Source organism: Sporosarcina sp. P25, assembly GCF_002743235.1.
Lineage (GTDB): Bacteria > Bacillota > Bacilli > Bacillales_A > Planococcaceae > Sporosarcina > Sporosarcina ureae_B.
The window spans coordinates 1-25634 of sequence record NZ_PDYV01000004.1; the positions used below are offsets into that span (position 1 = coordinate 1).

The 25634-nt window shown below is 41.5% G+C and carries 23 protein-coding genes; 19 read left to right on the forward strand and 4 right to left on the reverse strand.

The window, feature by feature from the left end:
* Positions 1 to 520 precede the first annotated feature (520 nt).
* The gene (locus CSV70_RS04855) at positions 521 to 976 is read right to left on the reverse strand and encodes a universal stress protein (RefSeq protein ID WP_085131221.1); all 456 of its coding nucleotides are present in this window, start codon (positions 974 to 976) and stop codon (positions 521 to 523) included.
* 242 nt (positions 977 to 1218) lie between these two features.
* Here CSV70_RS04855 and ald point away from each other — a divergent pair, with 242 nt between their 5' ends.
* Positions 1219 to 2340 carry an alanine dehydrogenase gene (gene ald, locus CSV70_RS04860; protein ID WP_099628339.1) on the forward strand — a complete coding sequence of 374 codons (1122 nt, stop codon included), beginning with the start codon at positions 1219 to 1221 and terminating at the stop codon, positions 2338 to 2340.
* A gap of 94 nt (positions 2341 to 2434) precedes the next feature.
* On the opposite strand, the gene CSV70_RS04865 is transcribed toward ald, so the two are convergent.
* Entirely contained in the window at positions 2435 to 3532 is a 1098-nt protein-coding gene (locus tag CSV70_RS04865; protein ID WP_085131219.1) for a M24 family metallopeptidase, read from the reverse strand.
* Positions 3533 to 3638: 106 nt separating this feature from the next.
* Between CSV70_RS04865 and CSV70_RS04870 the strand changes: the two genes are divergently transcribed.
* Both CSV70_RS04870 and CSV70_RS04875 read left to right on the forward strand, forming a co-directional pair.
* On the forward strand, positions 3639 to 4316 hold the full coding sequence (locus tag CSV70_RS04870; RefSeq protein WP_099679257.1) for a metal-dependent hydrolase: 678 nt from the start codon (positions 3639 to 3641) through the stop codon (positions 4314 to 4316).
* 124 nt (positions 4317 to 4440) lie between these two features.
* The gene (locus CSV70_RS04875) at positions 4441 to 5748 is read left to right on the forward strand and encodes a DRTGG domain-containing protein (protein ID WP_085133541.1); all 1308 of its coding nucleotides are present in this window, start codon (positions 4441 to 4443) and stop codon (positions 5746 to 5748) included.
* A gap of 10 nt (positions 5749 to 5758) precedes the next feature.
* Here the strand turns inward: CSV70_RS04875 and CSV70_RS04880 are convergent, their stop codons facing one another.
* Positions 5759 to 6088, reverse strand: coding sequence for a YtpI family protein (locus tag CSV70_RS04880; RefSeq protein ID WP_085131217.1), 330 nt, complete (start codon positions 6086 to 6088; stop codon positions 5759 to 5761).
* Between the two features lie 120 nt (positions 6089 to 6208).
* On the opposite strand from CSV70_RS04880, the gene CSV70_RS04885 reads away from it, so the two are divergent.
* From CSV70_RS04885 to CSV70_RS04920, 8 genes are all read left to right on the forward strand, one after another.
* Positions 6209 to 7150, forward strand: coding sequence for a DHH family phosphoesterase (locus CSV70_RS04885; protein ID WP_099626780.1), 942 nt, complete (start codon positions 6209 to 6211; stop codon positions 7148 to 7150).
* Between the two features lie 19 nt (positions 7151 to 7169).
* Positions 7170 to 10238 (forward strand): DNA polymerase III subunit alpha, encoded by a 3069-nt coding sequence (locus tag CSV70_RS04890; protein WP_099628341.1) that lies wholly within the window; start codon positions 7170 to 7172, stop codon positions 10236 to 10238.
* Between the two features lie 236 nt (positions 10239 to 10474).
* Complete coding sequence (locus CSV70_RS04895; protein WP_085131214.1) at positions 10475 to 11137, forward strand: FadR/GntR family transcriptional regulator; 663 nt, start codon at positions 10475 to 10477, stop codon at positions 11135 to 11137.
* Positions 11134 to 12006, forward strand: coding sequence for an acetyl-CoA carboxylase, carboxyltransferase subunit beta (accD, locus tag CSV70_RS04900; protein WP_085131213.1), 873 nt, complete (start codon positions 11134 to 11136; stop codon positions 12004 to 12006). The genes CSV70_RS04895 and accD overlap by 4 nt, the downstream gene beginning before the upstream one ends.
* Positions 12003 to 12956, forward strand: a complete 954-nt coding sequence (accA, locus tag CSV70_RS04905) for an acetyl-CoA carboxylase carboxyl transferase subunit alpha (RefSeq protein WP_085131212.1) — start codon at positions 12003 to 12005, stop codon at positions 12954 to 12956. Before accD ends, accA begins: the two co-directional genes overlap by 4 nt.
* 63 nt (positions 12957 to 13019) lie before the next feature.
* Entirely contained in the window at positions 13020 to 13979 is a 960-nt protein-coding gene (gene pfkA, locus CSV70_RS04910) for a 6-phosphofructokinase (RefSeq protein WP_085131211.1), read from the forward strand.
* Positions 13980 to 14017: 38 nt separating this feature from the next.
* On the forward strand, positions 14018 to 15778 hold the full coding sequence (gene pyk, locus CSV70_RS04915) for a pyruvate kinase (protein WP_099626782.1): 1761 nt from the start codon (positions 14018 to 14020) through the stop codon (positions 15776 to 15778).
* A 55-nt stretch (positions 15779 to 15833) separates the two neighbouring features.
* Entirely contained in the window at positions 15834 to 16217 is a 384-nt protein-coding gene (locus CSV70_RS04920; RefSeq protein ID WP_085131209.1) for an FxsA family protein, read from the forward strand.
* On the opposite strand, the gene CSV70_RS04925 is transcribed toward CSV70_RS04920, so the two are convergent.
* A complete protein-coding gene (locus tag CSV70_RS04925) occupies positions 16210 to 17175 on the reverse strand; it encodes an AI-2E family transporter (RefSeq protein WP_085131208.1) in 966 nt (321 codons plus the stop codon). The genes CSV70_RS04920 and CSV70_RS04925 overlap by 8 nt on opposite strands.
* Before the next feature lie 183 nt (positions 17176 to 17358).
* Here CSV70_RS04925 and citZ point away from each other — a divergent pair, with 183 nt between their 5' ends.
* The 8 genes from citZ (at position 17359) to hflC (ending at position 25633) form a co-directional block, all read left to right on the forward strand.
* Entirely contained in the window at positions 17359 to 18474 is a 1116-nt protein-coding gene (citZ, locus tag CSV70_RS04930) for a citrate synthase (protein ID WP_099626783.1), read from the forward strand.
* A gap of 71 nt (positions 18475 to 18545) precedes the next feature.
* Positions 18546 to 19814, forward strand: a complete 1269-nt coding sequence (gene icd, locus CSV70_RS04935) for an NADP-dependent isocitrate dehydrogenase (protein WP_085131206.1) — start codon at positions 18546 to 18548, stop codon at positions 19812 to 19814.
* A gap of 69 nt (positions 19815 to 19883) precedes the next feature.
* A complete protein-coding gene (gene mdh / locus CSV70_RS04940) occupies positions 19884 to 20822 on the forward strand; it encodes a malate dehydrogenase (protein WP_085131205.1) in 939 nt (312 codons plus the stop codon).
* Positions 20823 to 20971: 149 nt separating this feature from the next.
* Positions 20972 to 21457: a MaoC/PaaZ C-terminal domain-containing protein gene (locus CSV70_RS04945; protein ID WP_099628342.1), complete on the forward strand. Its 486-nt coding sequence runs from the start codon at positions 20972 to 20974 to the stop codon at positions 21455 to 21457.
* The gene (locus tag CSV70_RS04950) at positions 21447 to 22148 is read left to right on the forward strand and encodes a response regulator transcription factor (protein ID WP_085131203.1); all 702 of its coding nucleotides are present in this window, start codon (positions 21447 to 21449) and stop codon (positions 22146 to 22148) included. Before CSV70_RS04945 ends, CSV70_RS04950 begins: the two co-directional genes overlap by 11 nt.
* Positions 22149 to 23564 (forward strand): two-component system histidine kinase PnpS, encoded by a 1416-nt coding sequence (gene pnpS / locus CSV70_RS04955; RefSeq protein WP_099628343.1) that lies wholly within the window; start codon positions 22149 to 22151, stop codon positions 23562 to 23564.
* 69 nt (positions 23565 to 23633) lie between these two features.
* On the forward strand, positions 23634 to 24611 hold the full coding sequence (gene hflK, locus CSV70_RS04960) for an FtsH protease activity modulator HflK (RefSeq protein WP_085131201.1): 978 nt from the start codon (positions 23634 to 23636) through the stop codon (positions 24609 to 24611).
* Positions 24608 to 25633 carry a protease modulator HflC gene (hflC, locus tag CSV70_RS04965; RefSeq protein ID WP_099628344.1) on the forward strand — a complete coding sequence of 342 codons (1026 nt, stop codon included), beginning with the start codon at positions 24608 to 24610 and terminating at the stop codon, positions 25631 to 25633. Before hflK ends, hflC begins: the two co-directional genes overlap by 4 nt.
* Position 25634: the final 1 nt, after the last annotated feature.

The window sequence follows — 25634 nt, forward strand, 5'->3', positions numbered from 1 at the left end:
CGTGCTTGTTCTTTTAAGGTAAACAATCGTTCAGTCACATTCATCCGCTCCCACATCTTTTTATTCATTATAAACAAAAGTACCCTATAGGATAGACTTTTTTCAAAGTGTCTATCTTATAGGGTACATTTTACCTGACAGTCGGGACTTTTATTAGATCGTATTAGCGTATTTTCACTGCAATCACTAAGACGCTTGCGAATGTCTCTATGCTAAGCTAACTTTGAAGGAACGTTCATTTGGTTGGAGTGGGAATCTATACACGTTACTATTATACGAGACGTAAACTAGTTGATCGACATTCCAGGCGGCGACTCCCGATGGATCAGCGTGAGTCTTGAGACCCTGGACGAAGCGAAGCGTAGGAAGCGGCTCAAGCCACGCCCATGGGAAAGCGTCCGCCTGGAATGTCGGTCAACGGTGCCTGCCCCTCATACTATTTCTCTAGCAACATACGCGAGAACAAAAAAACTGCCACAAGAAATCGAATGAACGACTTCTTGGACAGCCTTTAGTTGCATTAGCCTTGTAGATGTTCTGGAGTACGTACAACAAGTACATCACACTTCGCAGAACGAACGATATTCTCAGAAACACTTCCGATTAAGAAACGTTCTACACGGTTTAACCCTGTAGCACCACAGATGATTAAATCTGCATGAAGCTTCTTCGCGATATCACGTGGAATCAACGTCTTAGGAGAACCATATTCTACGTGAATCTCCACATTCGCTACACCTGCTTCAACCGCTTCTTTACGGTAATCAGTTAACAATTCTTCAGCGTATTTCTGTGCACGTTCTGCGATGGAACGATCGTACGCTTCAACCGCCGCGTAAGAACGCGTATCAATGATATTGATCAAGTGAAGAGTTGCATCGTTACGATCTGCAATTGCGATCGCTTTCTTGAAAGCCCATTTTGCCTCATCTGAACCATCCACGGCTACGATGATGTCTTTGTAAGTAAGTGCCATTTTATCACTCCATCCTTAAAAATAAAATCTTTCTACAGTATTCTTATTCTCCATAGTTTATGAGAGTCCTTCTTTTTTTGTCGAAATATTTTATCAAAATTTAGAAAATGAAGTTTATATGGAAAACGTTGAAAAAAAGAGGTAAAATCATCTATTTTCTGATAAGATTAAATAGTTATTAATCGACAAAGAGATCAGAAAATAGGAAATTTAAAGAAATTACAATTCTAGGAGGATTTTGCATGCGTATAGGTGTTCCGAAAGAGATTAAAAATAATGAAAACCGAGTGGCAATAGCCCCTGCAAGTGTTCTAACTTTACTAACAGCTGGTCATGAAGTAGTAATCGAAAAAGGTGCTGGAATCGGCTCAAGTTTCCAAGATGAAGAGTATAAAGATGCGGGCGCGACAATTGTCGACACAGCGGCTGAAGCGTGGGAAGCGGATATGGTACTGAAAGTTAAAGAACCCGCAGAATCCGAATATCAGTATTTCCGTGAAGGATTAATTCTATTTACGTATCTTCATTTAGCACCCGAGTTAAAACTAACACAAGCATTACTCGACAAAAAAGTAACAGCAATAGCTTATGAAACAGTTCAATTACCTAGTGGTGGGTTGCCTCTACTAGCACCAATGAGTGAAGTGGCAGGCCGGATGGCAACGCAAATCGGTGCACAGTATTTGGAAAAGACAAAAGGCGGCAAAGGGATTTTGCTTGCTGGAGTACCAGGTGTATCGCGTGGGAAAATCACGATCATTGGTGGCGGACAAGCAGGTACGAATGCTGCGCGTGTTGCAATCGGGATTGGTGCGCATGTAACGATCTTGGATTTGTCGGTTGAGCGTGTACGTCAGCTAGATGAAATCTTCGGAGAGCATATTCAAACATTAGTATCCAATCCATTTAACATCGCTAAAGCAGTAAAAGACGCAGACTTGGTAATCGGTTGTGTTCTGATTCCAGGTGCAAAAGCGCCAACTCTCGTAACAGAAGAAATGGTGAAATCCATGAGCCCAGGCTCTGTAGTGATTGATATCGCCATTGATCAAGGTGGAATTTTTGAAACATCTGACCGTGTCACTACGCACGATGAGCCAACATACACAAAACATGGTGTCATTCATTACGCAGTAGCGAACATGCCAGGTGCAGTTCCACAAACATCTACCATGGCACTGACAAACGTCACGATCCCTTATGCTCTTCAAATAGCTAACAAAGGTGTCAAAAAGGCATGTGCAGACAACGAAGCGCTGCGCAAAGGGATCAACACACTAGCTGGGCACATTACGTACCAGGCAGTAGCAGAAGCACAAGAACTGGAATACGTGAATGTTGAAGATGTACTAGAAACTATTTAAACGATTGAAAATAGGCCACTACATAATGTAGCAACCTAATACTGAAGACAACTCCCTGAATGGGAATCTGTCTTCAGTTTTTTCTTTTCCCTTTTTACTCCCCGACAACTAGCAAATCCTTAGGGAACTTTGTTAACACTTCGACGCCATCGTTTGTCACATACAAATCATCTTCAATCCGTACGCCTGTGATGGTCGGATCATAAATACCCGGTTCAATTGTAAATACCATGCCTTCCTGAAGTGGCATATCATTCGTACCCGTTAAAGAAGGGAACTCATGGACAGAAATACCAAGACCATGGCCAATCCGATGCGGGAATAACTCACCATAACCCGCTTCTTCAATTATGGATCGAGCGGCAAGATCGACTTCTCTAGCCAATGTACCCGGACGTACTACGTCAATCGCTGCTTGCTGTGCTTTCTTGACCGTCTCATAAATCTTACGCTTCTCCTCTGTAGGCTCGCCAAATGCAATCGTACGCGTGATGTCAGAGCAGTATCCTTTATACACAACGCCTAAGTCAAATAAGATGAAATCACCTTTTTCAATTCTTTTCTCGCCTGGAATACCATGCGGAGAAGCAGTTTTCGTGCCCGAAACGATAATTGTATCAAATGACATCTTCTCTGCACCTTTTTGTTTCACGGCTTGCTCTACAGCTTGGACTATTTCCAGCTCGGTTTTACCTTCCGCGATTTCATTGCAACCTACTTCTATCGCATAATCTGCCAATTCAGCTGCTTTACGTAAGTGTTGAAGTTCCACATCATCTTTGATTAGACGATTATTGGCTAGTTCATCATCTAACTTGGCAAACTGTAGAGTTGGAAAACGCTCTTGCAAAATTTCGTAACGATCAACCGTTACATGTTCTTTTTCGATTGCGAGTAACGAGAATGTGGAGATTCGTTCATTGATGGCTTGCTCTAAAAATTCGAACGCATTATCCGTATCCTTATAGCCGATAGCGTCATACTGCCAACCGATTGCTTTTACATCCGGAACTTCCATCGCAGGACAAAGTACAAATGGATCCGCTTCTTTAAAAACGACTACACCTAGTAAGCGTTCATGAGGATCGCTACGGAAATCAGTCAGATAAAATATATTATCCGGGTTCGTTATGAGTGCTGCTTCAATATCATGTTTCTCTAAGAAATTTTGTACTTTTTGAATGTTCGTCAAAATAAAACCTCCTCTGTAATGGTTAGTATAACAAAAAAGAGGGTTTTAAGCTGTTTTGTAGAAGGTATAGATAGAGTAGTTCATTAGAAAGAGGAGTGTGATCGTTGTGAAAATCTCATACCATGGTCATTCGATCGTAAAAATTGAGACAAAAGGAAAGACGATTTTAATCGATCCTTTCATTACAGGTAATAAATTAACGGATCTACAAGCGGATGATGAAAAGCCTGACGTGATTTTATTGACACACGGACATAATGACCATGTAGGCGACACGCTGGATATTGCCAAAAGAGAAGATATCTTAGTCGTGGCCCCGAATGAGTTGGCCGTATACCTTGGACTCCAAGGATTGAATACGCATGGAATGAACATCGGCGGAGCAAAAGAGTTTGATTTCGGCACTGTGAAATATACACAGGCATTCCATAGCTCTTCCTATACAACGGAAGACAATGAAATTATTTATACAGGTATGCCCGCTGGTTTACTATTGACGATAGAAGATCAAGTCATCTATCATGCAGGAGATACTTCACTGTTTAGTGATATGAAACTGTATGGGGAAGAAGGAATTGATGTGGCATTCTTACCTATTGGCGATAACTTCACAATGGGTCCTAAAGATGCTGCAAAAGCAGTCGAATTGCTAAAACCGAAGCTAACCGTTCCGGTCCACTTCAATACATTCCCGCCAATTGAAGTAGATCCTGAAGATTTCAAATCACTCGTCAAGAATCATGAAGTGAAAATAATGGAACCCGGGGAATTCATCGAACTGTAAAACATAAAAAATAATTACGGTCTAAGGCGCATTGTTCGTGTCTTAGACCGTTTTTTGGATGAATTTATGGTATGATTATCAAAAAGCCGAAACCTTACATCAGGTCGAAGAAAAAGGTGAAATCATGTCAACTAAACACGAGCAGATTTTGCGTTATATCGAAAGCTTGGCAGTGGGAGAAAAGATCTCCGTTCGCCAAGTTGCGAAAGTATTAGAAGTCAGTGATGGAACCGCTTACCGTGCAATAAAAGAAGCGGAAAACCAGAAACTGGTCAATACAATTGAACGTGTAGGTACAATCCGAATTGAAAAAAAGAAAAAAGAAAACATTGAACGTCTAACATTTGCAGAAGTCATCAACATCGTAGACGGTGTTGTGCTGGGTGGCCGTGATGGATTACATAAAACATTAACGAAATTTGTAGTAGGAGCCATGCAGCTCGAGGATATGATTCGCTATATCGATGCGGGCAGTCTGTTGATTGTAGGAAACCGTTTGAAAGCGCATGAAATTGCGATTAAAGCAGGGGCAGCTGTCCTCGTAACGGGGGGCTTCGATGCGACGGATGAAGTGAAGCAACTGGCAGACGAAATGAATTTGCCGGTTATTTCCACAAGTTATGATACGTTCACAGTTGCGACTATGCTGAACCGAGCGATTTATGATCAGTTGATTGAAAAAGAGATTTTGTTAGTGGAGGATATTTTGACACCACTTGCCAGTACGGTGACATTATCGCCTGAGGATTCAGTCGATCAATTTTACGAAGTGAATCACCAAACATCGCACTCAGCCTACCCTGTTGTAAAATCCGACGGAACATTAGTCGGGATTATTACTTCGCGCGATGTCGTCAGCAACCCAGACGAAGAAACGATTGGGAAAGTGATGACACCTGAACCGATTACTGTAAATGGGAAAATGAGTGTTGCGTCAGCAGGACACAGTATGATTTGGGAAGGTATTGATTTAATGCCTGTCGTGAATGATGCTGGCGTTCTTGAAGGAATCATCAGTCGTCAAGATGTCTTGAAGGCATTGCAAATGACACAACGTCAACCGCAACAAGGGGAAACAATTGACGACATCGTCAAGAATCAAATGAAAGCCATTGCCAATTCGCCTGAAAAAATAGAGTTTTCCGTTGTGCCGCAGATGACCAATCAATTTGGTTCATTATCTTACGGAGCGATGCTGACGATCTTGACAGAAGCAGGCAGCCGTACGATTAAGCTTCAAAAACGTGGCGAAAGCGTGCCCGAGAATGTGACAATTTATTTCATCAAACAAGTTCAGCTGGGCGCAACGGTAACAGTAGAGCCAAAAATTATTCATTCAAGTCGACGATTCATCAAACTGGAAATCGAATTAACATCAAACGATGGTATTGTAGCGAAGGCTATGGGGACTTTCCAGCTCTTTGAGAAATAAAAAACTGATGTCAATTGACATCAGCTTTGTTTAGATTACGTTCTTCCGCAACAAACTGCTTATAATGTTTCTGGGCGTTAAAGTTAAATATGGCAACATATCCGCCGAATAAAATGAATATAGCTGACACGATATAGGTTAGTGTGCCATCAAAAATGAGCAATTGATTGATTCCAAAGAAGATCAATAGGCCGCCAAGTGCTGTGCCTGCCAAACTTGCATACATCTTTTTACGGATGGGAAACATATGGTTCGTGCGGAATTGGCGTGTTTTGAAAACGAAATAGAATACGCCGCAAGCGACGATACCAAAAACAAAAATAAAATTAACCATTTCCATCAAAAAAAGCCTCCATTACATACAAAATAACCTTCTACCTACGCGTTAAGGTTCATTATATATTGTAGCGGCTTTTAATGGGAAATGCGAATACTTGTACAGAAACCTGGGGGAATATAGATGAAACGACAAATCATTGACACAATTGAGAAATACGAAAAAATTATCATTCATCGTCACGTCCGACCTGATCCAGATGCATACGGGTCACAAATGGGGTTGAAAGCACTTATTGAAAAGAATTATCCGCAAAAGCAAGTACTCGCAGCCGGTATGCATGATGAGCTGTTGAGTTATTTAGGTGAACCGAATACCGTGACAGAATCAGACTACGAAGGTGCGCTTGTCATCGTTACGGATACGGCGAACACGGGTCGAATTGATGGATCATCTTATGACAAAGGTGCATGGTTATTGAAAATCGATCATCACCCGAATGAAGACCCGTACGGCGATGAGCGTTGGGTGAATACAGAAGCAAGTTCTTGTTCAGAAATGATTTATACATTATATGAAGAAGGGCAAGCATCATACGGGTGGGAAATCTCCCCGGAAGCGGCACGCTTTTTATTCGCAGGAATTGTTGGGGATACAGGCCGTTTTATGTTCCCGAGCACAACTGAAAAGACTTTTGAAGTAGCTAGCTCGTTAATCAAGCAACCTTTTGATCGAACGAAATTGTTCGCGGGCATGTATGAGATGGACCGTAAAATCTTGCATTTGCAAGGATATATCTACCAAAACTTTACGATTGATGAAAATGGCGCGGCTTATATTAAATTAACTCAAGAAATCTTGAAGCAGTTCGATGTAACTGTATCGGAGACGTCTCAGCTAGTTGGGTCACTTGGAGAAGTGAAAGGAATTTGCGCGTGGATCATCTTTATTGAAGAACAGAACCAAATCCGTGTCCGCATACGTTCGAAAGGTCCTGTTATCAATACATTAGCGATGCAGCACAATGGTGGCGGTCATCCATTAGCGTCAGGCGCTTCCGCATATTCATGGACAGAAGTAGATGAAATCATCGTTAAACTGCAAGAACTTTGCAGAAACTATTAAGCAGAGCTGAGGGATTGAAATGAACCTGATGTATCCGCAAATTATAACTGGCGCAGATCTATTGCGTGGAATCGTAAAGTTAGATGAACTGGCTCCTCTTTTGCAAAAAAGAGGGGCTTCTTCTGCTGCTATCGTCAATAGCAAATTATACGGTGTTCGATCGTTTAGTAAAATGTTAACTAAATACGGCATCCGACCGATAATTGGCTTATCCGTTATGTTAGAAATCGAAGATCATGAAGTGCTTGTATACATATATGCACAAAACGAAATAGGTTTTTCCAATCTAATGAAAATGAGCAGCGCTATTTCGACACGTCAAGAAGAAAACTTACCGCTGAATTGGCTCCAAGCCTATAGGGAAGGATGCATCATCATCTGTGCGATGACGGACTCATCATGGGCGAACGCGCGTAATCTACACGTACTGCAGAACCTGACGGAGAACGTTTCTAGCGCGTCAACATTTATTGGAATTAGCCGACCGGGTGGAAGAGCACATACTGATGAAGAAGCGATCATTCAGTTGAGTGAAGAAAGTCAGTTGTCAATAGCTGCTTGTCACGAAACACGCTTTCTACATAAAGAAGATTTTCCAGCTTATGAAGTCGCAACAGCCATTCGTAAAGGCTATAAATTAAATGATTCAAAAAAACCGCCTAATCGTTATCGACAAGCATTTTTGCCTGAACAACAAGAACTTTCTAATTGGTTCAAAGAGTATCCAGAATGGTTACAGACAACGGAACACATTATGAATTCCTGTGATGTAGCGATCCAGAAAGAAGATTTTTTACTTCCAAAGTTTCCTGTGGTAGAAGGCACACTACCCATTGATTTGCTGGAAGAACATTGTCGGTTAGGATTGCAACAACGTTTTCAGACACTATCTTCAGAATATGAAGAACGACTGCGTTATGAATTAATGATTATCGAACAAATGGGCTTTACAGATTATTTCCTAATTGTAGAAGACTATGTACGTTACGCAAAAACGGAAGGAATTTTGGTTGGTCCGGGACGTGGATCTTCAGCTGGCTCTTTAGTTGCATTTGCACTTGGTATCACAGAAGTAGATCCTATTAAATACGGATTGTTATTCGAACGCTTCTTGAATCCGGAACGAGTGACCATGCCCGATATAGATATCGATTTCGCAGATCATCGCAGAACGGAAGTCGTAAATTATGTGGCGGATACGTACGGCAAACAATATGTCGCACAGATTATCACTTTCGGTACACTTTCAACGAAAGCCGTTGCACGAAATGTGGCCAGAGTATTGGATTTTACACCTGAAGAAGTTCGTTTCATGTCCAATGAATTGAATAGTGGACAATCGTTTAAAGAGACGATCAGGCAGTCCAAGAAATTACGTGACTGGATTCAAGTGGAGCCACGAAGAGAAATGTGGCAACAAGCAGCAGAACGTTTAGAAGATTTACCGAGAAATGCATCCACTCATGCTGCTGGTGTTGTTCTTGCCGCGAAACCACTTGTTCATTACGTTCCACTGCAAATGGGATCTGACGAAGTGTTCCTGACGCAATGGGCGATGAAGGACGTAGAAGAAGTCGGTTTACTGAAAATGGACTTCCTTGGGTTGCGGAACTTAACTCTACTCGATAGAATCCGTGCCATGATTCAATATAATAAAAAGCAGGTTATTGACTTCGAACAGATACCACTCCATGATCAAGCGACATATACATTATTCAAAGCAGGGGATACAACAGGCATCTTCCAGTTTGAATCACCTGGCATGCGCCGCGCCTTGCGAACGATACAGCCAGATAACTTTAAAGATATATACTCAGTCAACGCCTTGTATCGTCCGGGTCCTATGGAGTTTATACCACTTTATAGCCGTCGGAAAAATGGACACGAACCGACTGTATATGACATACCCGAGGTCGAACCGATTCTAGCTGAAACATTCGGGATTATTATTTATCAAGAACAAATCATGAAAATCGCTGTGGATATTGCAGGCTTCACCATGGCGGAAGCCGATCTTCTGAGACGCGCAATCAGTAAGAAGAATCAGCAAGTATTGGAAGAAGAAAGACAGCACTTTACTGCGGGAGCGCGTAAAAAAGGATTTGATCAAGTGAAGGCAAACAATGTCTATAATTTGATCGTTAAATTCGCGGATTACGGATTTCCCAAAAGCCATGCGGTGGCTTATTCATTGATTTCCTATCGGCTGGCATTTTTCAAAGCAAATGAACCGACGTATTTTTATGCAGCTTTTTTATCTTCTTTAACTGGAAGTAAAGATAAAATGACAGAAGTAATTCGTGAAATGAAAGCAAAAGGTATTCCGATACTACCTCCGTCTGTCACGAAAAGCCGCTATTCACATACAGTCGAAGGACATGCGGTTCGTCTTGGCTTAGGCGCTATAAAAGGAGTCACGTTCGCTTTTTACCAGCAATTAGCTGCAGCGCGTGAAAAGGGGAGCTGGTCTTCCATGTTTGACATGGCGATCTCGCTTGGAGCTGATCATTTCACAGAAAAAGCTATAATTCCATTAATTAAAGCAGGTGCACTTGACGATTTTAAGCAGAAGCGTTCAGTGCTCCTCGCTTCAATAGATGCTGCACATTCCCATGCGCTCTTCATAGGAGATGATGCATTAAGCGATCAGTTTCAATTTAATTCGCAACCGAAATATACACCGGGCGGCACAATGGATCAAATGACTATGCTCGGTTTTGAACATGATACTTTAGGTTTTTATTTGTCTGAGCATCCTGTTGAACAATTGAAGCGAAATACACCCAGTCAAATAGCGACCATATCTTCTCTATTTTCTTTACAGCAAGGAACCAAAGTGCAGTGTATGGGAATTATTTTGTCGATCAGGAGGATTCGTACCAAAAAAGGTGAAGCGATGGCATTTCTTACGTTACAAGATGAGACTGATGAAATTTCTTGTACTATATTTCCGAAACAATACACGCAGATTAGCGTCCACTTAAAAGAGGGAGCATTTGTTCAAATTTCAGGAAGCATTGATTTCCGAAATCAATCCGTACAACTTATAGTAGAACAAGTATTGCCGCTCAATCTTTCGGGAGAATAAAAAAACGTTAAGAAAATACTAGTACAGTCCACTCTGGTCAATCATGACGCAATCCACGTCACGATTGACCATACTTCGACTTTTTACTAAGCGAGCGTTCAGTCGGTAAGAAAAATGACGAAATAAAAACACTTGTAATTTCACGAAATTGCTTTACGTGGTGCCGACTTTTTTGTATGCTTGTATGCAGGGTGGTCAGACCACTCTGTTGAAGGTATGAAAAAGGAGTTCTCCTCATGCAAAATTCACAATCATCATCCAAGCGTTTTTTGGATATTATCGGAGAACTGCAATCACTGATTAGCGAACAAAAAATCGAATATGGCGATAGGTTACCATCTGAACGTCACCTAGCAGAAAAGCTACAAGTAAGTAGAACAGCAGTACGCGAGGCGTTAAGAAGTATGGAATTGCTAGGCCTCATTGAGACGAGGCGTGGTGAAGGGACGTTCCTATCCGATTTCAAAAAACATCAATTAGTGGAAGTTCTCTCGACGTTTATTATGCAGCAAGCACGGTCCATCCAAGATGTAGTTGAAACTAGGATGATCCATGAGCGGGCCGCTATTACAACGGTCACAGAAAATGAAGAACTGCGCATGCTGCCTGTTTGGGTAGGTATGCAAAGTAAGTTGAGAGAAGGAGAATCCGTGTTTTTGCGTGAAGATATGGTGCGCGAAACCATTGTCGCTACTGAAAATCGACTCTCCTTGAAAATTTGGTTTTTACTGAAACAGTATAGCGGTGTTTCTTTTGATATAGCTATTGAGGCTGATGAGGAAATAGCTATAGTGCATGAACTGCTGGATGAAATGATGGCAGGTAATAAGGAAAAAGCCTTAATTTGTTATGAAAAATGGATGAATCAAGTTGAGGGAGAAAGAAGGGAAATAGAATGAGTATCAAAGAATTATTCAAAAAGAAACCAAAAGTTGACCAACATACAATGCCTTCTGCCAAGAGTAAAGCAGATGTGCCAGAAGGAATTATGACGAAATGTCCGGAGTGCAAGCACGTGATTTTGACAAAAGACTTGTTGAAGAATGGTAAAGTTTGCCCTTCTTGCCAGCATCATTATAAGATGACGGCACAAGAACGGATCGATCACTTATTTGATGAGGGTAGCTTTGAATCAATGGACGATCATTTGAAAACAGAGAATCCGCTAGATTTCCCTTCTTACACAGAAAAAGTAGAAGCCGATGCAAAAGCAACAGGTTTAAATGAAGCTGTGCTAACGGGTGTCGGAAAAATTCAAGGTACACAAGTAGCTGTTGCGGTCATGGATGCACATTTCCGTATGGGATCAATGGGATCGGTTGTTGGCGAAAAAATCACTAGAGCTGTAGAGAAAGCTACTGAATTAGGGATTCCAATGATGATCTTTTCCGCAAGTGGCGGCGCCCGTATGCAAGAAGGCGTAATCAGTCTGATGCAGATGGCTAAAGTAAGTGTTGCGCTTGAAAGACATGCAAATAAAGGTTTATTGTATATTTCCATCATGACGTACCCAACAACAGGTGGCGTATCTGCGAGTTTTGCCTCAGTTGGTGATATTAACTTAGCCGAGCCAAAAGCTTTGATCGGATTTGCAGGGCGTCGGGTAATTGAACAAACCGTACGTGAAAAACTGCCTGAAGATTTCCAGACAGCCGAGTTCTTATTGAGTCACGGACAATTAGACGCAGTAGTCCATCGTAATGATATGCCAGAAGAAATGAGTAAAATCTTGAAGCTTCACGCACGAAAGGGGGCTGTACTTGTATGAGTAAGACACTTGCATTTGAAGAACCTATCGTAAAACTACGTGAAAAAATTAATGAACTAGAAGAGTATACTGCAGTTAATGACGTAGATCTTTCCTCTGAAATCGTCAATTTGAAAAATCGTCTAGCTAAATTGGAAACAGATATCTATGAAAGTATGGAGCCTTGGGATCGTGTACAAGTTGCGCGACACCCTGAAAGACCGACGACAATGGATTATATTACTCGTTTGTTCGAAGATTTTATCGAATTTCATGGAGATCGCAACTTTGGAGATGATGAAGCCATAATCGGTGGAATCGCTTCATTTGAAGAAATGCCTATAACCATCATTGGACATCAGCGTGGAAAAGACACCAAAGAAAATGTTAAAAGAAACTTTGGTATGCCACATCCTGAAGGATATCGCAAAGCGCTTCGCCTAATGAAGCAAGCAGAAAAATTCCATCGTCCTATTATTTGTTTCATCGATACAAAAGGTGCATATCCTGGTAAAGCGGCAGAAGAACGTGGACAGAGTGAAGCAATTGCACGTAACTTGGTTGAAATGGCTGGTTTGAAAGTCCCTGTAATCTCCATCGTTATTGGAGAGGGAGGTAGTGGAGGTGCGCTCGCTCTAGGTGTAGCAAACCATATCCATATGCTCGAAAACTCCACGTACTCTGTTATTTCACCTGAAGGTGCAGCGTCTATTTTGTGGAAAGATCCTTCACTTGCTAAACAAGCGGCGGAAGCGATGAAAATCACTGCACCCGATTTGAAAGAGATGAATATTATTGATGAGATCATTCCCGAAGTACTTGGCGGAGCACATCGAGATGCAAACAAACAGTCTTTAGAAATCCGTTCTACGCTACGAAGATCATTGAAGACATTATGCGAATTGACAGCAGATGAATTGATAGATAATCGATACAATAAATTCCGGAATATTGGCGTCTTTTCGGAATAAAAGATGCGGGCAACCGCATCTTTTGCTCGTACATACAAGTCATGATTAAAGGATGGGATCGACATGAAAAAAATTGCGGTCTTAACGAGTGGTGGCGACGCGCCAGGAATGAATGCGGCAATTCGTTCCGTGGTCAGGAAAGCCCTTTTTGAAGGAGTAGAAGTTTCCGGTGTATTCAATGGCTATCAAGGATTGATTGACGGTAAAATCGAACAATTTCAACTGGGTTCAGTCGGAGATATCATTCAGCGTGGCGGAACGATATTGCGATCTGCAAGATGTCCGGAGTTCATGACGGAAGAAGGTCGTGCCAAAGCGTTGGAGCAAATCAAGCTTCACGCGATTGAGGGATTAGTTGTCATTGGTGGAGATGGGTCATTCAAGGGGGCCAATGAACTCGTTAAATTGGGTGTTCCTTGCGCGTGTGTACCTGCTACAATTGATAACGATATTACCGGTACAGAATTCACGATCGGGTTTGATACGGCATTGAATACTGTAGTCGAAGCAATCGATAAAATCCGAGATACTGCCACATCGCATGAACGTTCTTTTATTATTGAAGTAATGGGCCGTGACGCAGGTGATTTAGCATTATGGGCAGGTCTTGGTGGAGGGGCAGAATCGATTATCCTACCTGAGAAGCCATTTGACGTACACTCGATTGTTAATCGCCTCAAGAACAGTACAGATCGCGGTAAAAAACACAGTATTATCGTACTAGCTGAAGGTATGATGTCCGCTACGCAACTGGCAGAAATCTTGAAAAAAGAAGCGGGCGTCGAAACTCGTGTATCCATTTTAGGACATATACAACGGGGTGGCTCGCCATCGGCACGTGATCGAGTAATAGCCAGTCAATACGGCGCAAGAGCTGTTGAAATATTATTGTCAGGAAAGAAAAGTTCTGCTGTTGGTATGAGAAATCATAAAGTGGTAGACTATAATTTAGAAGAAGTCTTTATTAAACGAGAAAAGTTGGACTTGTCATTAGTGGATTTGGCAGAAACATTATCTATCTAATTAGTCAGAGTCGACATGACGCAGAGGAGCGATAAGTAGTGAGAAAGACAAAAATTGTGTGTACAATCGGCCCGGCAAGTGAATCATATGATGGACTTTTAAAGCTGATTGACGCAGGGATGAACGTAGCACGCCTGAACTTCTCCCATGGCACCCAAGAAGAGCATAAAGTACGTATCGAAAGAATCCGCAAAGCGGCAGCTGAAAAAGAAAAAGTAGTAGGAATTTTACTTGACACTAAAGGTCCTGAAATTCGGACGCATAAAATGAAAGATGGTCAAATCGAATTGGTACGTGGACAAGCAGTAGACATTTCGATGCAAGAAGTACTCGGTACTGCTGAAACATTTTCTGTTACGTACGAAAAGTTAATTCATGATGTCGACCGTGGTTCGTTTGTCCTTTTAGATGATGGGTTAATTGAACTTGAAGTAACAGGCAAAGATACGGAAAAAGGTTTGATCCACACAAAAGTGATCAACGCCGGTCCTTTAAAAGATAATAAAGGTGTCAACGTTCCGAATGTTTCCGTTCAATTACCGGGAATTACGGATAAAGACAAAGAAGATATCTTGTTCGGTATTGAACAAGGCGTCGATTTTATCGCGGCTTCGTTTGTACGTCGTGCATCTGACGTCATTCAAATCCGTGAACTACTTGAAAATAATAATGGTGGACATATCCATATCGTACCGAAGATTGAAAACCAGGAAGGTGTCGACAACCTCGATGCAATCCTGCAATTATCTGATGGTCTGATGGTTGCTCGTGGAGATCTAGGAGTAGAAATTCCAGCTGAAGAAGTTCCTTTAGTACAAAAAATGATGATTCGTAAATGCAACCAATATGGTAAGCCGGTTATTACCGCCACTCAAATGTTGGATTCTATGCAAAGAAACCCACGTCCTACACGTGCGGAGGCAAGCGATGTTGCCAATGCCATTTTGGACGGTTCAGATGCTATCATGCTTTCGGGTGAAACGGCGGCTGGATTATATCCGGTCGAATCTGTAAAAGTAATGTGCAAAATTGCTTTATCTACTGAAGAATCCATGGACTTCCATTCTGTCGTTTCCACAAGAACGAGAGAAAAAGAAGGGAATCTGACAGAGGCAATTGGACAAGCAGCGGCTTATACAGCACTAAACTTGAATGTAAAAGCGATTTTAGCACCAACTGAAAGTGGTCATACCGCGACGATGATCGCGAAATACCGTCCTGGTGTTCCCATTATTGCGGTTACACGTTCTGAAGTTATTTCCAATAAACTAACACTAGTTTGGGGAGTGTATCCAATCATTGGAAAGAAAGCGCTCGACATTGACGGGATCCTTCAGGAATCAGTCGAAGAGAGTGTAAAAAACCAATATGTAACGCATGGGGATGTAGTCATAATCACAGCGGGGGTACCGGTTGGTGAAGCGGGTACAACGAACTTGATGAAATTACATGTGATTGGTGATTTAATTGGTCGTGGACAAGGCATCGGCAAAACCGTTGCTTTCGGTAAAGCGAAAATCATCAAGAATTCACAAGAAGCATTGACACAAATTAAAGAAGGCGACATCATGGTTACGCATTCTACAGACCGTGATATGTTTGCGGCGCTCGAACGATGTGCAGGTATCATTACAGAAACGGGCGGTTTGACTAGTCATGCCGCGGTAGTTGGTTTGAGTCTTGGTATACCTGTTATCGTAGGTGTGGAAAATATTACATCTGTTATTAAAAATGGCAGTGACATCACAATGGACGCAGCGAGTGGCGTCATCTACAACGGTCACGCAAAAGTATTGTAAAAATATACAGACCGCTTCTCGTTAAGAGAAAGCGGTCTTTTTTGGAGGTCACTATATGAAATGGTTAGTAGCATTATTTATTATTGTACCGACAACTGAGCTGGCTTTATTAATGGTTTCAGGCAAAACACTCGGTATCCTGCCTACGATTTTGATTATTGTCGTAACGGGAGTTGGTGGCGCTTATTTAGCAAAGAAACAAGGGCTTCGTGCATGGCGCGATTTACAAGTCCGTATGGCCAATAGAGAAACTCCAGGTAAAGCATTAGTAGACAGTGTGTGTATTTTACTAGGTGGTTTATTATTGCTAATACCTGGTTTTATTACGGACATTATTGGATTCGTATTATTGTTCAGTGGCCCGCGCAAAATACTGTACCCATTTATCGTCAAGTGGATCTACAATAAAATACGCAACGGTCAAATCCGTGTTATGTAAATGTAGGATGTTCTTTAACTTTCAACGCGATAAATAAGAAGAATGGTAAAAACATGATACCGTATAATCCGAATAAATAAACAGCACAAGCGGTAATGACAAATGAATGGACAGTGCGTAATTTAAATGCATGTGCCCAAAGAATGGATTCAATCATTTGCCTACACACTAATAAAATGATGTACAGAACTAATAAGCCAATAGCCGAATGCATGTCATCAATATAGAAGGAAAAGGCAATCATCGGTAAAAACACCAGACCGATCCCAAGGAATGGAATACTATCGACCAATGAAATCAGAAATGCTTTAGTTAAGAAGGACTCGAAATCCAACAGCCAAAAACCGGCGGCCATTAGAATAAACGTCATGAAAAATAATCGGATCTGAACGGAAAAGAAATGTCCCATCAAACGGCTTGACCTATCGAAAATCCTACGTGCTACCTGTCTGAAGTTTTTAGGAAAGTACACTAAAAACCAAAAACGATTGGTAGCACTTTCTCGTAATGCGAAGAAGTACGCGATAATAAATAAAAAAGTACTAAAAATCTGCTGGAACATTCTTTGTAGTAAACTAATGATTCCTTCCATCGCTTCATGACTTAATTGGATAAATTGTTCTGCCGCCGCGTGTAGGTTCCATCCTTGACTATCCATCATTTCGATAATTACCCCTAATTGATCTTCCATCGTCCAAATGACAGAAATCAATCCATTGATTGATAGGAATAGGAAGGTGTATACTAAAGAGGCAAGCACCCCCATTATGAGTAAAGCAGCTAAAAAAGCCGGCAGTTTTGTAAGGGCAATTAAAGAATTCATGAGCGGAGCAGTGAAGAAAGCGAAAACTATCGCAAATCCTACGGGTGGAATCACGATGAGAGAAATGACGATTAATACAGCCGGTAACCATTGACGGACATAGGTTTGGAAACGCTTGGAGTCGACGGAAATCATGCGGATTTGTCCATTCCTTTCGGGTAATAATAAATAAAAAACATCTTAACCATTCACAAAACCGTTAAAGTTGCTTATAATGGTCTTTGTAAGCGTTTTAGATAAAAATATAATTTAGCAGATGGTCATCGTTCTGCACTCCGCTTCAGGAGATGACCAAACTGGGAAGAAGGAGCGAATATCATGACAGCAACAAAAGGTTTGGAAGGTATCGTGGCAGCACAAACTCAAATCAGTTCCATTATCGATGACACTCTTACATACGTAGGATATGGCATTGATGATTTAGCAGAAAATGCTAGTTTTGAAGAAGTAGTTTATTTACTTTGGCACAAACGTTTGCCAAACGAAAAGGAACTAGCTGAATTGAAACAGCAGTTAGAAGATAACGCAGAAGTTCCACAAGGGGTTCTAGATCACTTCAAAACGTATCCAATCGACAAAGTGCATCCAATGGCAGCACTTCGTACAGCCGTCTCACTTCTAGGATTATACGATGAAAAAGCGGAAGATATGTCACCAGAAGAAAACTACAATAAAGCAGTTAAGCTTCAGGCTAAAGTTGCAACGGTAGTTACTGCATTCGCACGTATCAGAAAAGGACAAGAGCCAGTAGCACCTAAAAAAGGTTTAAGCTATGCGGCAAACTTCCTTTACATGCTTTCTGGGGAAGAGCCTGCTGATATCGCTGAAGAAGCATTCAATAAAGCACTTGTACTACATGCAGACCACGAACTGAACGCATCCACGTTCACAGCGCGCGTATGTGTAGCTACTCTATCTGATATGTATTCCGGCGTTACTGCTGCAATCGGGGCTCTTAAAGGTCCATTACATGGCGGTGCAAACGAAGCGGTTATGAATATGCTAATGGAAATCGGCGATGAAGATAAGGTCGAGCCATATATTCGTGAAAAGCTAGCTAACAAAGAAAAAATCATGGGCTTCGGACACCGTGTATACCGTCAAGGTGATCCACGTGCGAAGCATTTACGTGAAATGTCTAAGCGATTGACTACTCTTCGCGGTGAGGAAAAGTGGTACAATATGTCGGAAAAGATCGAAGCAATTGTCACTGGAGAAAAGAAATTGCCTCCAAATGTTGATTTCTACTCGGCTTCGGTATATCATTCATTAGACATCGATCATGATATTTTCACACCTATTTTTGCTGTTTCTCGTTTTTCAGGATGGATTGCACATATCCTGGAGCAATACGAAAACAACCGCTTGATCCGCCCACGTGCAGAGTACGTTGGACCAGGCATGCAAAAGTATGTTCCAATCAATGAACGATAAAAAATAGTAAATTCGTGGGGCGGTATCTCGTATACCGGCCCACTGATTTTGAACTCAGGAGGATATCAATAATGGCTAACGAAGGAAAGATTACAGTAACTAACGGTGTTTTAAACGTCCCAGATCACGCAACGATTCCTTTCATTATAGGTGACGGCACAGGTCCGGATATTTGGCATGCAGCTTCACGTGTTATTGAAGCAGCTGTTGAAAAAGCTTATGACGGAAAAAAGAAGATTAATTGGTTAGAAGTTCTTGCAGGAGAAAAGGCATTCAACGAAACTGGTGACTGGCTTCCAAAAGAAACTCTTGACACAATTAAAGAATATCTAATTGCGATTAAAGGACCACTTACTACACCAATCGGTGGAGGATTCCGTTCATTGAACGTAGCACTACGTCAAGAACTTGATCTATACACTTGCTTGCGTCCGGTTCGTTATTTCCAAGGAGTACCATCACCCGTGAAACGTCCTGAGGATTGTGACATGGTTATTTTCCGTGAAAACACAGAGGACATCTATGCAGGTATTGAGTACCAAGAAGGTTCTGACGAAGTGAAAAAATTAATTAACTTCCTTCAAACCGAGTTAGGTGTTAAAAATATTCGTTTCCCTGAAACTTCCGGACTTGGTATCAAACCAATTTCTGAAGAAGGTACAAAGCGTCTTGTTCGTTCAGCATTGAACTATACGATTGAAGAAGGTCGTAAATCTTTGACGATTGTACACAAAGGAAACATCATGAAGTTCACAGAAGGCGCATTCGCGAACTGGGCATACGAGTTGGCTGAAGAAGAATTCGGCGACAAAGTATTCACATGGAGAGAATATGACCGTATTAAAGACGCTGACGGAACAGATGCTGCTAATAAAGCACAATCTGATGCAGAAGCTGCAGGCAAAATCATCGTAAAAGATGCAATTGCTGATATCTTCTTGCAACAAATCCTAACACGTCCAAAAGAGTTTGACGTAGTAGCTACAATGAACTTGAACGGTGACTACGTTTCTGACGCGCTTGCTGCACAAGTAGGCGGAATCGGAATCGCACCAGGAGCGAACATTAACTACGAGTCTGGACATGCGATCTTTGAAGCAACTCATGGTACAGCACCGAAATATGCAGGATTGGATAAAGTTAACCCTTCATCTGTATTGCTTTCAGGTGTTATGATGCTTCAACATATTGGTTGGAACGAGGCGGCTGATCTAATCACTGCTTCTATCGAAAAGTCTATCGCATCTAAAGTAGTGACATACGACTTCGCACGTCTAATGGACAATGCAGAAGAAGTAAGCACTTCTGGATTTGCTGACGCACTAATCAAAAACCTATAAGCATGACAAAAGAGGGGGATGAGAATCCCCCTCTTTCTACTATCTTGTTCTGAAAAAGGAGAGTTTTACATGTCATTGAAGCGTAAAAAAGTATCGGTTATCGGATCTGGTTTTACTGGAGCAACAACTGCATTCCTTTTAGCTCAAAAAGAATTATGTGATGTCGTCATCGTGGATATTCCAGCAATGGAAAATCCAACGAAAGGCAAAGCATTGGACATGTTGGAAGCTGGTCCGGTTCAAGGGTTTGATGCCAACATCATCGGTACATCCAATTACGAGGATACAAAAGATTCGGATGTAGTGGTCATTACTGCGGGTATTGCGCGTAAACCTGGAATGAGCCGTGACGACTTAGTACAGACAAATCAAAAAGTCATGAAGTCAGTAACAGCTGAAATTGTAAAGTATTCTCCTGATACGAAGATTATCGTTCTAACGAATCCAGTGGATGCCATGACGTATACTGTATACAAAGCATCCGGATTCCCTAAAGAACGTGTAATCGGTCAATCGGGTGTACTGGATACAGCTCGTTTCCGGACGTTTGTCGCACAAGAATTGAATCTATCAGTGAAAGATGTAACCGGATTCGTTTTAGGTGGCCATGGAGACGATATGGTGCCTCTAGTTCGTTATTCGACTGCTGGCGGTGTACCTCTAGAAAACTTGATCTCTACAGGTCGTCTGGAAGAAATTGTAGAACGTACACGTAAAGGTGGCGCTGAAATCGTCAATCTATTAGGCAATGGTTCCGCATATTATGCGCCGGCTGCTGCATTGGTGGAAATGACAGAAGCGATTTTGAAAGACCAAAAACGTGTATTACCATCTATTGCATTTCTAGAAGGCGAATACGGAATGAATGGTATTTATTTAGGTGTTCCTACGGTGTTAGGCGCGGACGGTATTGAAAAGATCATAGAACTTGAATTAACTGACGATGAGAAAATGGCGCTTCAAAAGTCCGCTGATTCTGTACGTACAGTCATGAGTGTTCTAGCGTAAATTTATAGGTTGAAGATCGGACAGCTATCTAGCGGTCCGATCTTTTTTCTTGTTAACTCGATTTTTCATGGGTGGATTGTTATAATTTAATTATTGAAGTAATTTTCAGCTTTTTTATGGATGACTTTAGAAATATAGGAGGGGTTTGTTTGTTGAAAAGTAGACGGAAATTGATAGGGAAAGATATAGCAGAGTTAGAAATAGGCGAGAGGTTACACTTGACCGAGAAAATAGAAGATAAAGATTTGATGCTATACCTAGGATTGACGAACGATGCCAATCCGTTATATTTACAACATGATTATGCAGCGGAGACGATATACGGACAGCCGATCGTTCCACCCATTATGTTGACGGGTATCGTGACAGCCGCTATTTCGAAACATATGCCGGGACCAGGAGCACATATAATCAATCAACAACTACATTTTCCTAAACCAGTCTATCATTACTCGATAGTTGAATTCGTTCTCGAAGTTACAAAACTTGAAGTGCAGTCAAACCAAGTAACCATCCAAGTAGATGCAACCGATCAAGAAGGCGAACGAATTATGAGTGGAGAAGTAGTGGTCATCGCTCCACAAAAGCTTCCTGCCAAACTCATGCAAACAAAGGAATCCGCGGATGGGAATTAAACAGCAAAAGATTTTGATTGTGGAAGATGAACAGTCAATACAAAAACTACTTGAATTCACATTGCAACAAGCGGGTTATATAACCGTACTCGCGAATGATGGAGAAGAAGCCGTGGAAAAAGTATTAGATGAACACCCTGATTTGATTCTTCTAGATTTAATGTTGCCTAAAATAGACGGAATAGAAGTTTGCCGTATGCTGAGAAAAGAGAATATTGAAACGCCGATCATCATGTTGACTGCTAAAGGAGAAGAGATGGATAAAATCGTAGGGCTAGAAATGGGTGCCGATGATTATATGACCAAGCCTTTTAGTCCTCGTGAAGTGGCGGCAAGAGTTCGTGCAGTTCTTAGGCGTACAGGTGAGCGCAACCCTATGAAGGAAAAGAAATTGGTTGCAGGGCAGCTGACAGTGTATCCGGAACGCTTGGAAGTGTATTTGGATGAAAAGCCGCTAGAATTCACACCGAAAGAATTTGAGTTGCTTGTTTATTTCATGAAGCATCCGAATCGGGTGTTCTCTCGAGATCAGTTGTTACAAGCGGTCTGGAATTACGAGTTTGCGGGAGATTCTAGAATTGTGGATGTACATGTTAGCCATCTGCGCGATAAAATCGAAGAAAATACGAGGAAACCGCGCTATATTAAAACGATGAGAGGCGTCGGTTACAAGTTCGGGGAGCAAAACTAGATGAAGTATTATTACACAAGAATTTTAACTGCATCAGCCATCATTTTATCCATTTTATTAATTGTGCTAGGAATTATCTTAGGACAATTTTTTCATTTGTTTGGAGAAAATGTGGACGCGACTATACAACAAACCTATTGGGTCTACTTACTGTTTACACTCGTTTTAGTATTTGTTATTACGATGTTTGTTATGGCAAAAATCCTTCAGCAATATGTCCGGCCAATTGATCACTTTACAGGTGTTATCCATCAATTAGCGCAAGGCAATTATTTGGTACGAGCGCATAATGAAGACACTGCAACCAATCACCAACTGATGAGTTCCATCAATGAAGTCGCGCAGAAATTACAAGGAAACGCTGCACTACGCGCAATGGAACAAGAGCGTTTAAATACATTAGTCAGTAGCATTGGTAGCAGTCTATTGATGTTTGGTAGACAAGGGGCAGTCAACTTAGTCAACCGTGTGTTTGAAGAAACATTCCATCGCAATGGTGAAGAGTTAATGGGAAAAACATTTAAAGATATTGGTTTGCCATCAGATATTGAAAGAGAAATAGAAACGATATTTTTAACGGAGGAAGTACGTTCATTTCAATCCAAAGTTTTACTTAAAGAAGGCGTTTGTTATTTAGAAGTATACGGAGCACCTGTCATCGGTGAAAATGGTAACTGGCTTGGAATCGTTATTATCATGCATGACGTGACAGAGCTGGTTCGTCTAGAGCAAGTACGTAAAGATTTCGTGGCGAATGTGTCCCATGAATTAAAAACACCTGTTACGTCGATTAAAGGTTTTTCAGAAATGTTGCTTGACGGTGTAGTGGAAGATCCTGTGATGAAGCGAGATTTCCTAGAGATTATGTATAAAGAAAGTAATCGTCTGCAATTATTGATTGAAGATTTATTGCGATTGTCCAGCATGGAACGTGGCAGTTTTGAAATTACGCGAACCCCTGTTGATGTGGTAGAAGTAGTGGAGCAATCCGTCAAAATCGTTCAAGCAAAAGTGCAGGAAAAAGATATGCGAATTGATTTGCATATGCCAGACCAATTCATCATCCCTGCAGATCATGATCGTTTAGTGCAAGTCATGGTGAACTTATTGAATAATGCCATCGCTTACTCGCAAGAGAAAACGATTGTAACAGTTTCTGTAGAAGAAATAGAAGAAAATGTGTTAATCACAGTCCGCGATCAAGGGATTGGCATCATGCCTTCAGAGCTGCCGCGTCTATTTGAACGTTTTTACCGCGTAGATCGTGCGAGAAGCAGGGAATCAGGTGGTACAGGACTTGGTCTTGCGATTGTGAAACACATCGCTGAAGCGCATCAAGGGACTGTCACAGTGGACAGTGAAGTGGGTGTCGGCACTGTTTTCCGTGTTCAACTACCTACCGATGAACAAATGTAGTATAGAAAAATGAAACTTACTCGACTACTGTTCCGTACAGTAGTCATACATAGAAAAGGGGGAACAGAAATGAGCACAAAAAGAATTCTGGTGACTCTAGGTTTGTTTATCACCGGGTTATTACTTTTATTGATCGTCTTTACTACGTGGTACACAGTAGACGAATCTGAACAAGCTGTCGTCATTTCATTCGGTCAAGCTGGCGCACCTGTGACGGAATCAGGTCTACATTTTAAATTGCCTTGGCCGATTCAGAAGACAGAAATCGTATCAAAGGAAACGTACAGTATTCATTTCGGTTACAAGCAAGACAAGTCAGGTGAAATCGTGGATAAGGAAACGAAGATGATTACAGGGGATGAATACATCGTTCTGACCGATCTGACAGTGCAGTGGCGGATTGTGGATCCGAAGAAGTATCTATTCAATGCAGAAGACCCTATTGAAATCTTGAGGGATGCGGCATCTGCCTCTATTCGTTCAGTCATCGGTAGTTCCACAATCGATGCGGCACTAACGGATGGAAAAGCGGAAATCGAAGCAAAGACCCGTGAATTATTAACTAGTTTAGTAGAAAAATATGATATTGGTATAGCAGTACAAGGCGTGAAGTTGCAAGACGTGGAATTACCAAACGCAGAAGTCCGTGCAGCATTTACTGCTGTAACAGATGCGCGTGAAACGAAAAACACGAAAATTAACGAAGCGAAAAAGTACGAAAACCAAAGGACAAAAGAAGCGATTGGTGAACGTGACGCAATCAAATCCCAAGCGCAAGGAAAAAAGACGGCACGTATCGAACAAGCGCGTGGTGACGTAGCGGTATTCAGTGATTTGTATAATGAATATGCAAAAAGTAAAGATATCACTCGCGAGCGCTTGATCATTGAGACACTAGAGCAAGTGTTACCTAAAGCAAATCTTTATATCATGAACGACAGCGGAGAAACGATGAAGTATTTACCGCTCCAACAGCTGCAAAAAGATCAGCCGCCAGTAACGGAAGAAAAGGATAAGTCAGCTGAAAAAGGAGGGAAAGCTTCATGAGTAACGAACAAAACCCTTTCAAGAAGATAGAAGAGGCCCTCAAGAAGATGGGGGAAACCGATCAAAAAAGAACTGCACAGAAATCGGCACCGGAATCAGATCCTAAAGTGACGCAGATGCGACCGAAAAAAGCGTTAGATATGAAAAAGTACACAAAACTCATTATCTCGCTAACAGTAGTTTTTGCGATTCTTGTCATTCTGTTATCCAACTTATTTATCGTCAAAGAAAATGAGTACCGAGTCGTCCGTCAGTTCGGTGAGATTACACGAATTATCGAAAAGCCTGGTATGAATATGAAAATACCATTCATTCAAAGTGTCAGTACGTTGCCGAAAAATCGAATGACGTCTAACGTGTCAGAAGCGGAAATCAATACAAAAGACAAGAAACGGATCATCATTGATAACTATGCAATATGGCATATTACAGATCCCGCTAAAATGATTTCCAACGCGCGTAATATTGTCAATGCGGAAGCTAGAATGGAAGAATTCATTTATTCTGTAGTCCGTAATGAAATGGGACGTCTCGATTACGTCAATGTTGTCAATGATGAAGATTCTTCTCGCGGAAGCTTGAATGATGATGTGACGGCCAAAGTCAATAAGTTTTTGGACGATGGGAATTATGGTATCAAAGTGGTAGATGTCCGGATGAAACGTATTGATTTACCTGAAGAAAACGAACAATCTATTTATACACGAATGATTTCAGAGCGTGATTCGACTGCACAATCGTATCTTTCAGAGGGTGATGCAGCGAAGCAGAAGATTGAAGCGGAAACAGATCGTGAAGTTCAGGAAATGTTGGCGAAAGCGAAAAAAGAAGCAGCGATCGTCACTGCGCAAGGTGAAGCCGAAGCTGCAAAAATCTACAACGATGTATATGCAAAAGATCCTGAATTCTACAAACTGTATAGAACACTTCAGTCCTATACGAAAGTCGTGAATGACGAAACGATGATCATCCTTCCAGCAGATTCTCCATATGCCAAGCTATTAACCGGCAATATCGAGTAAT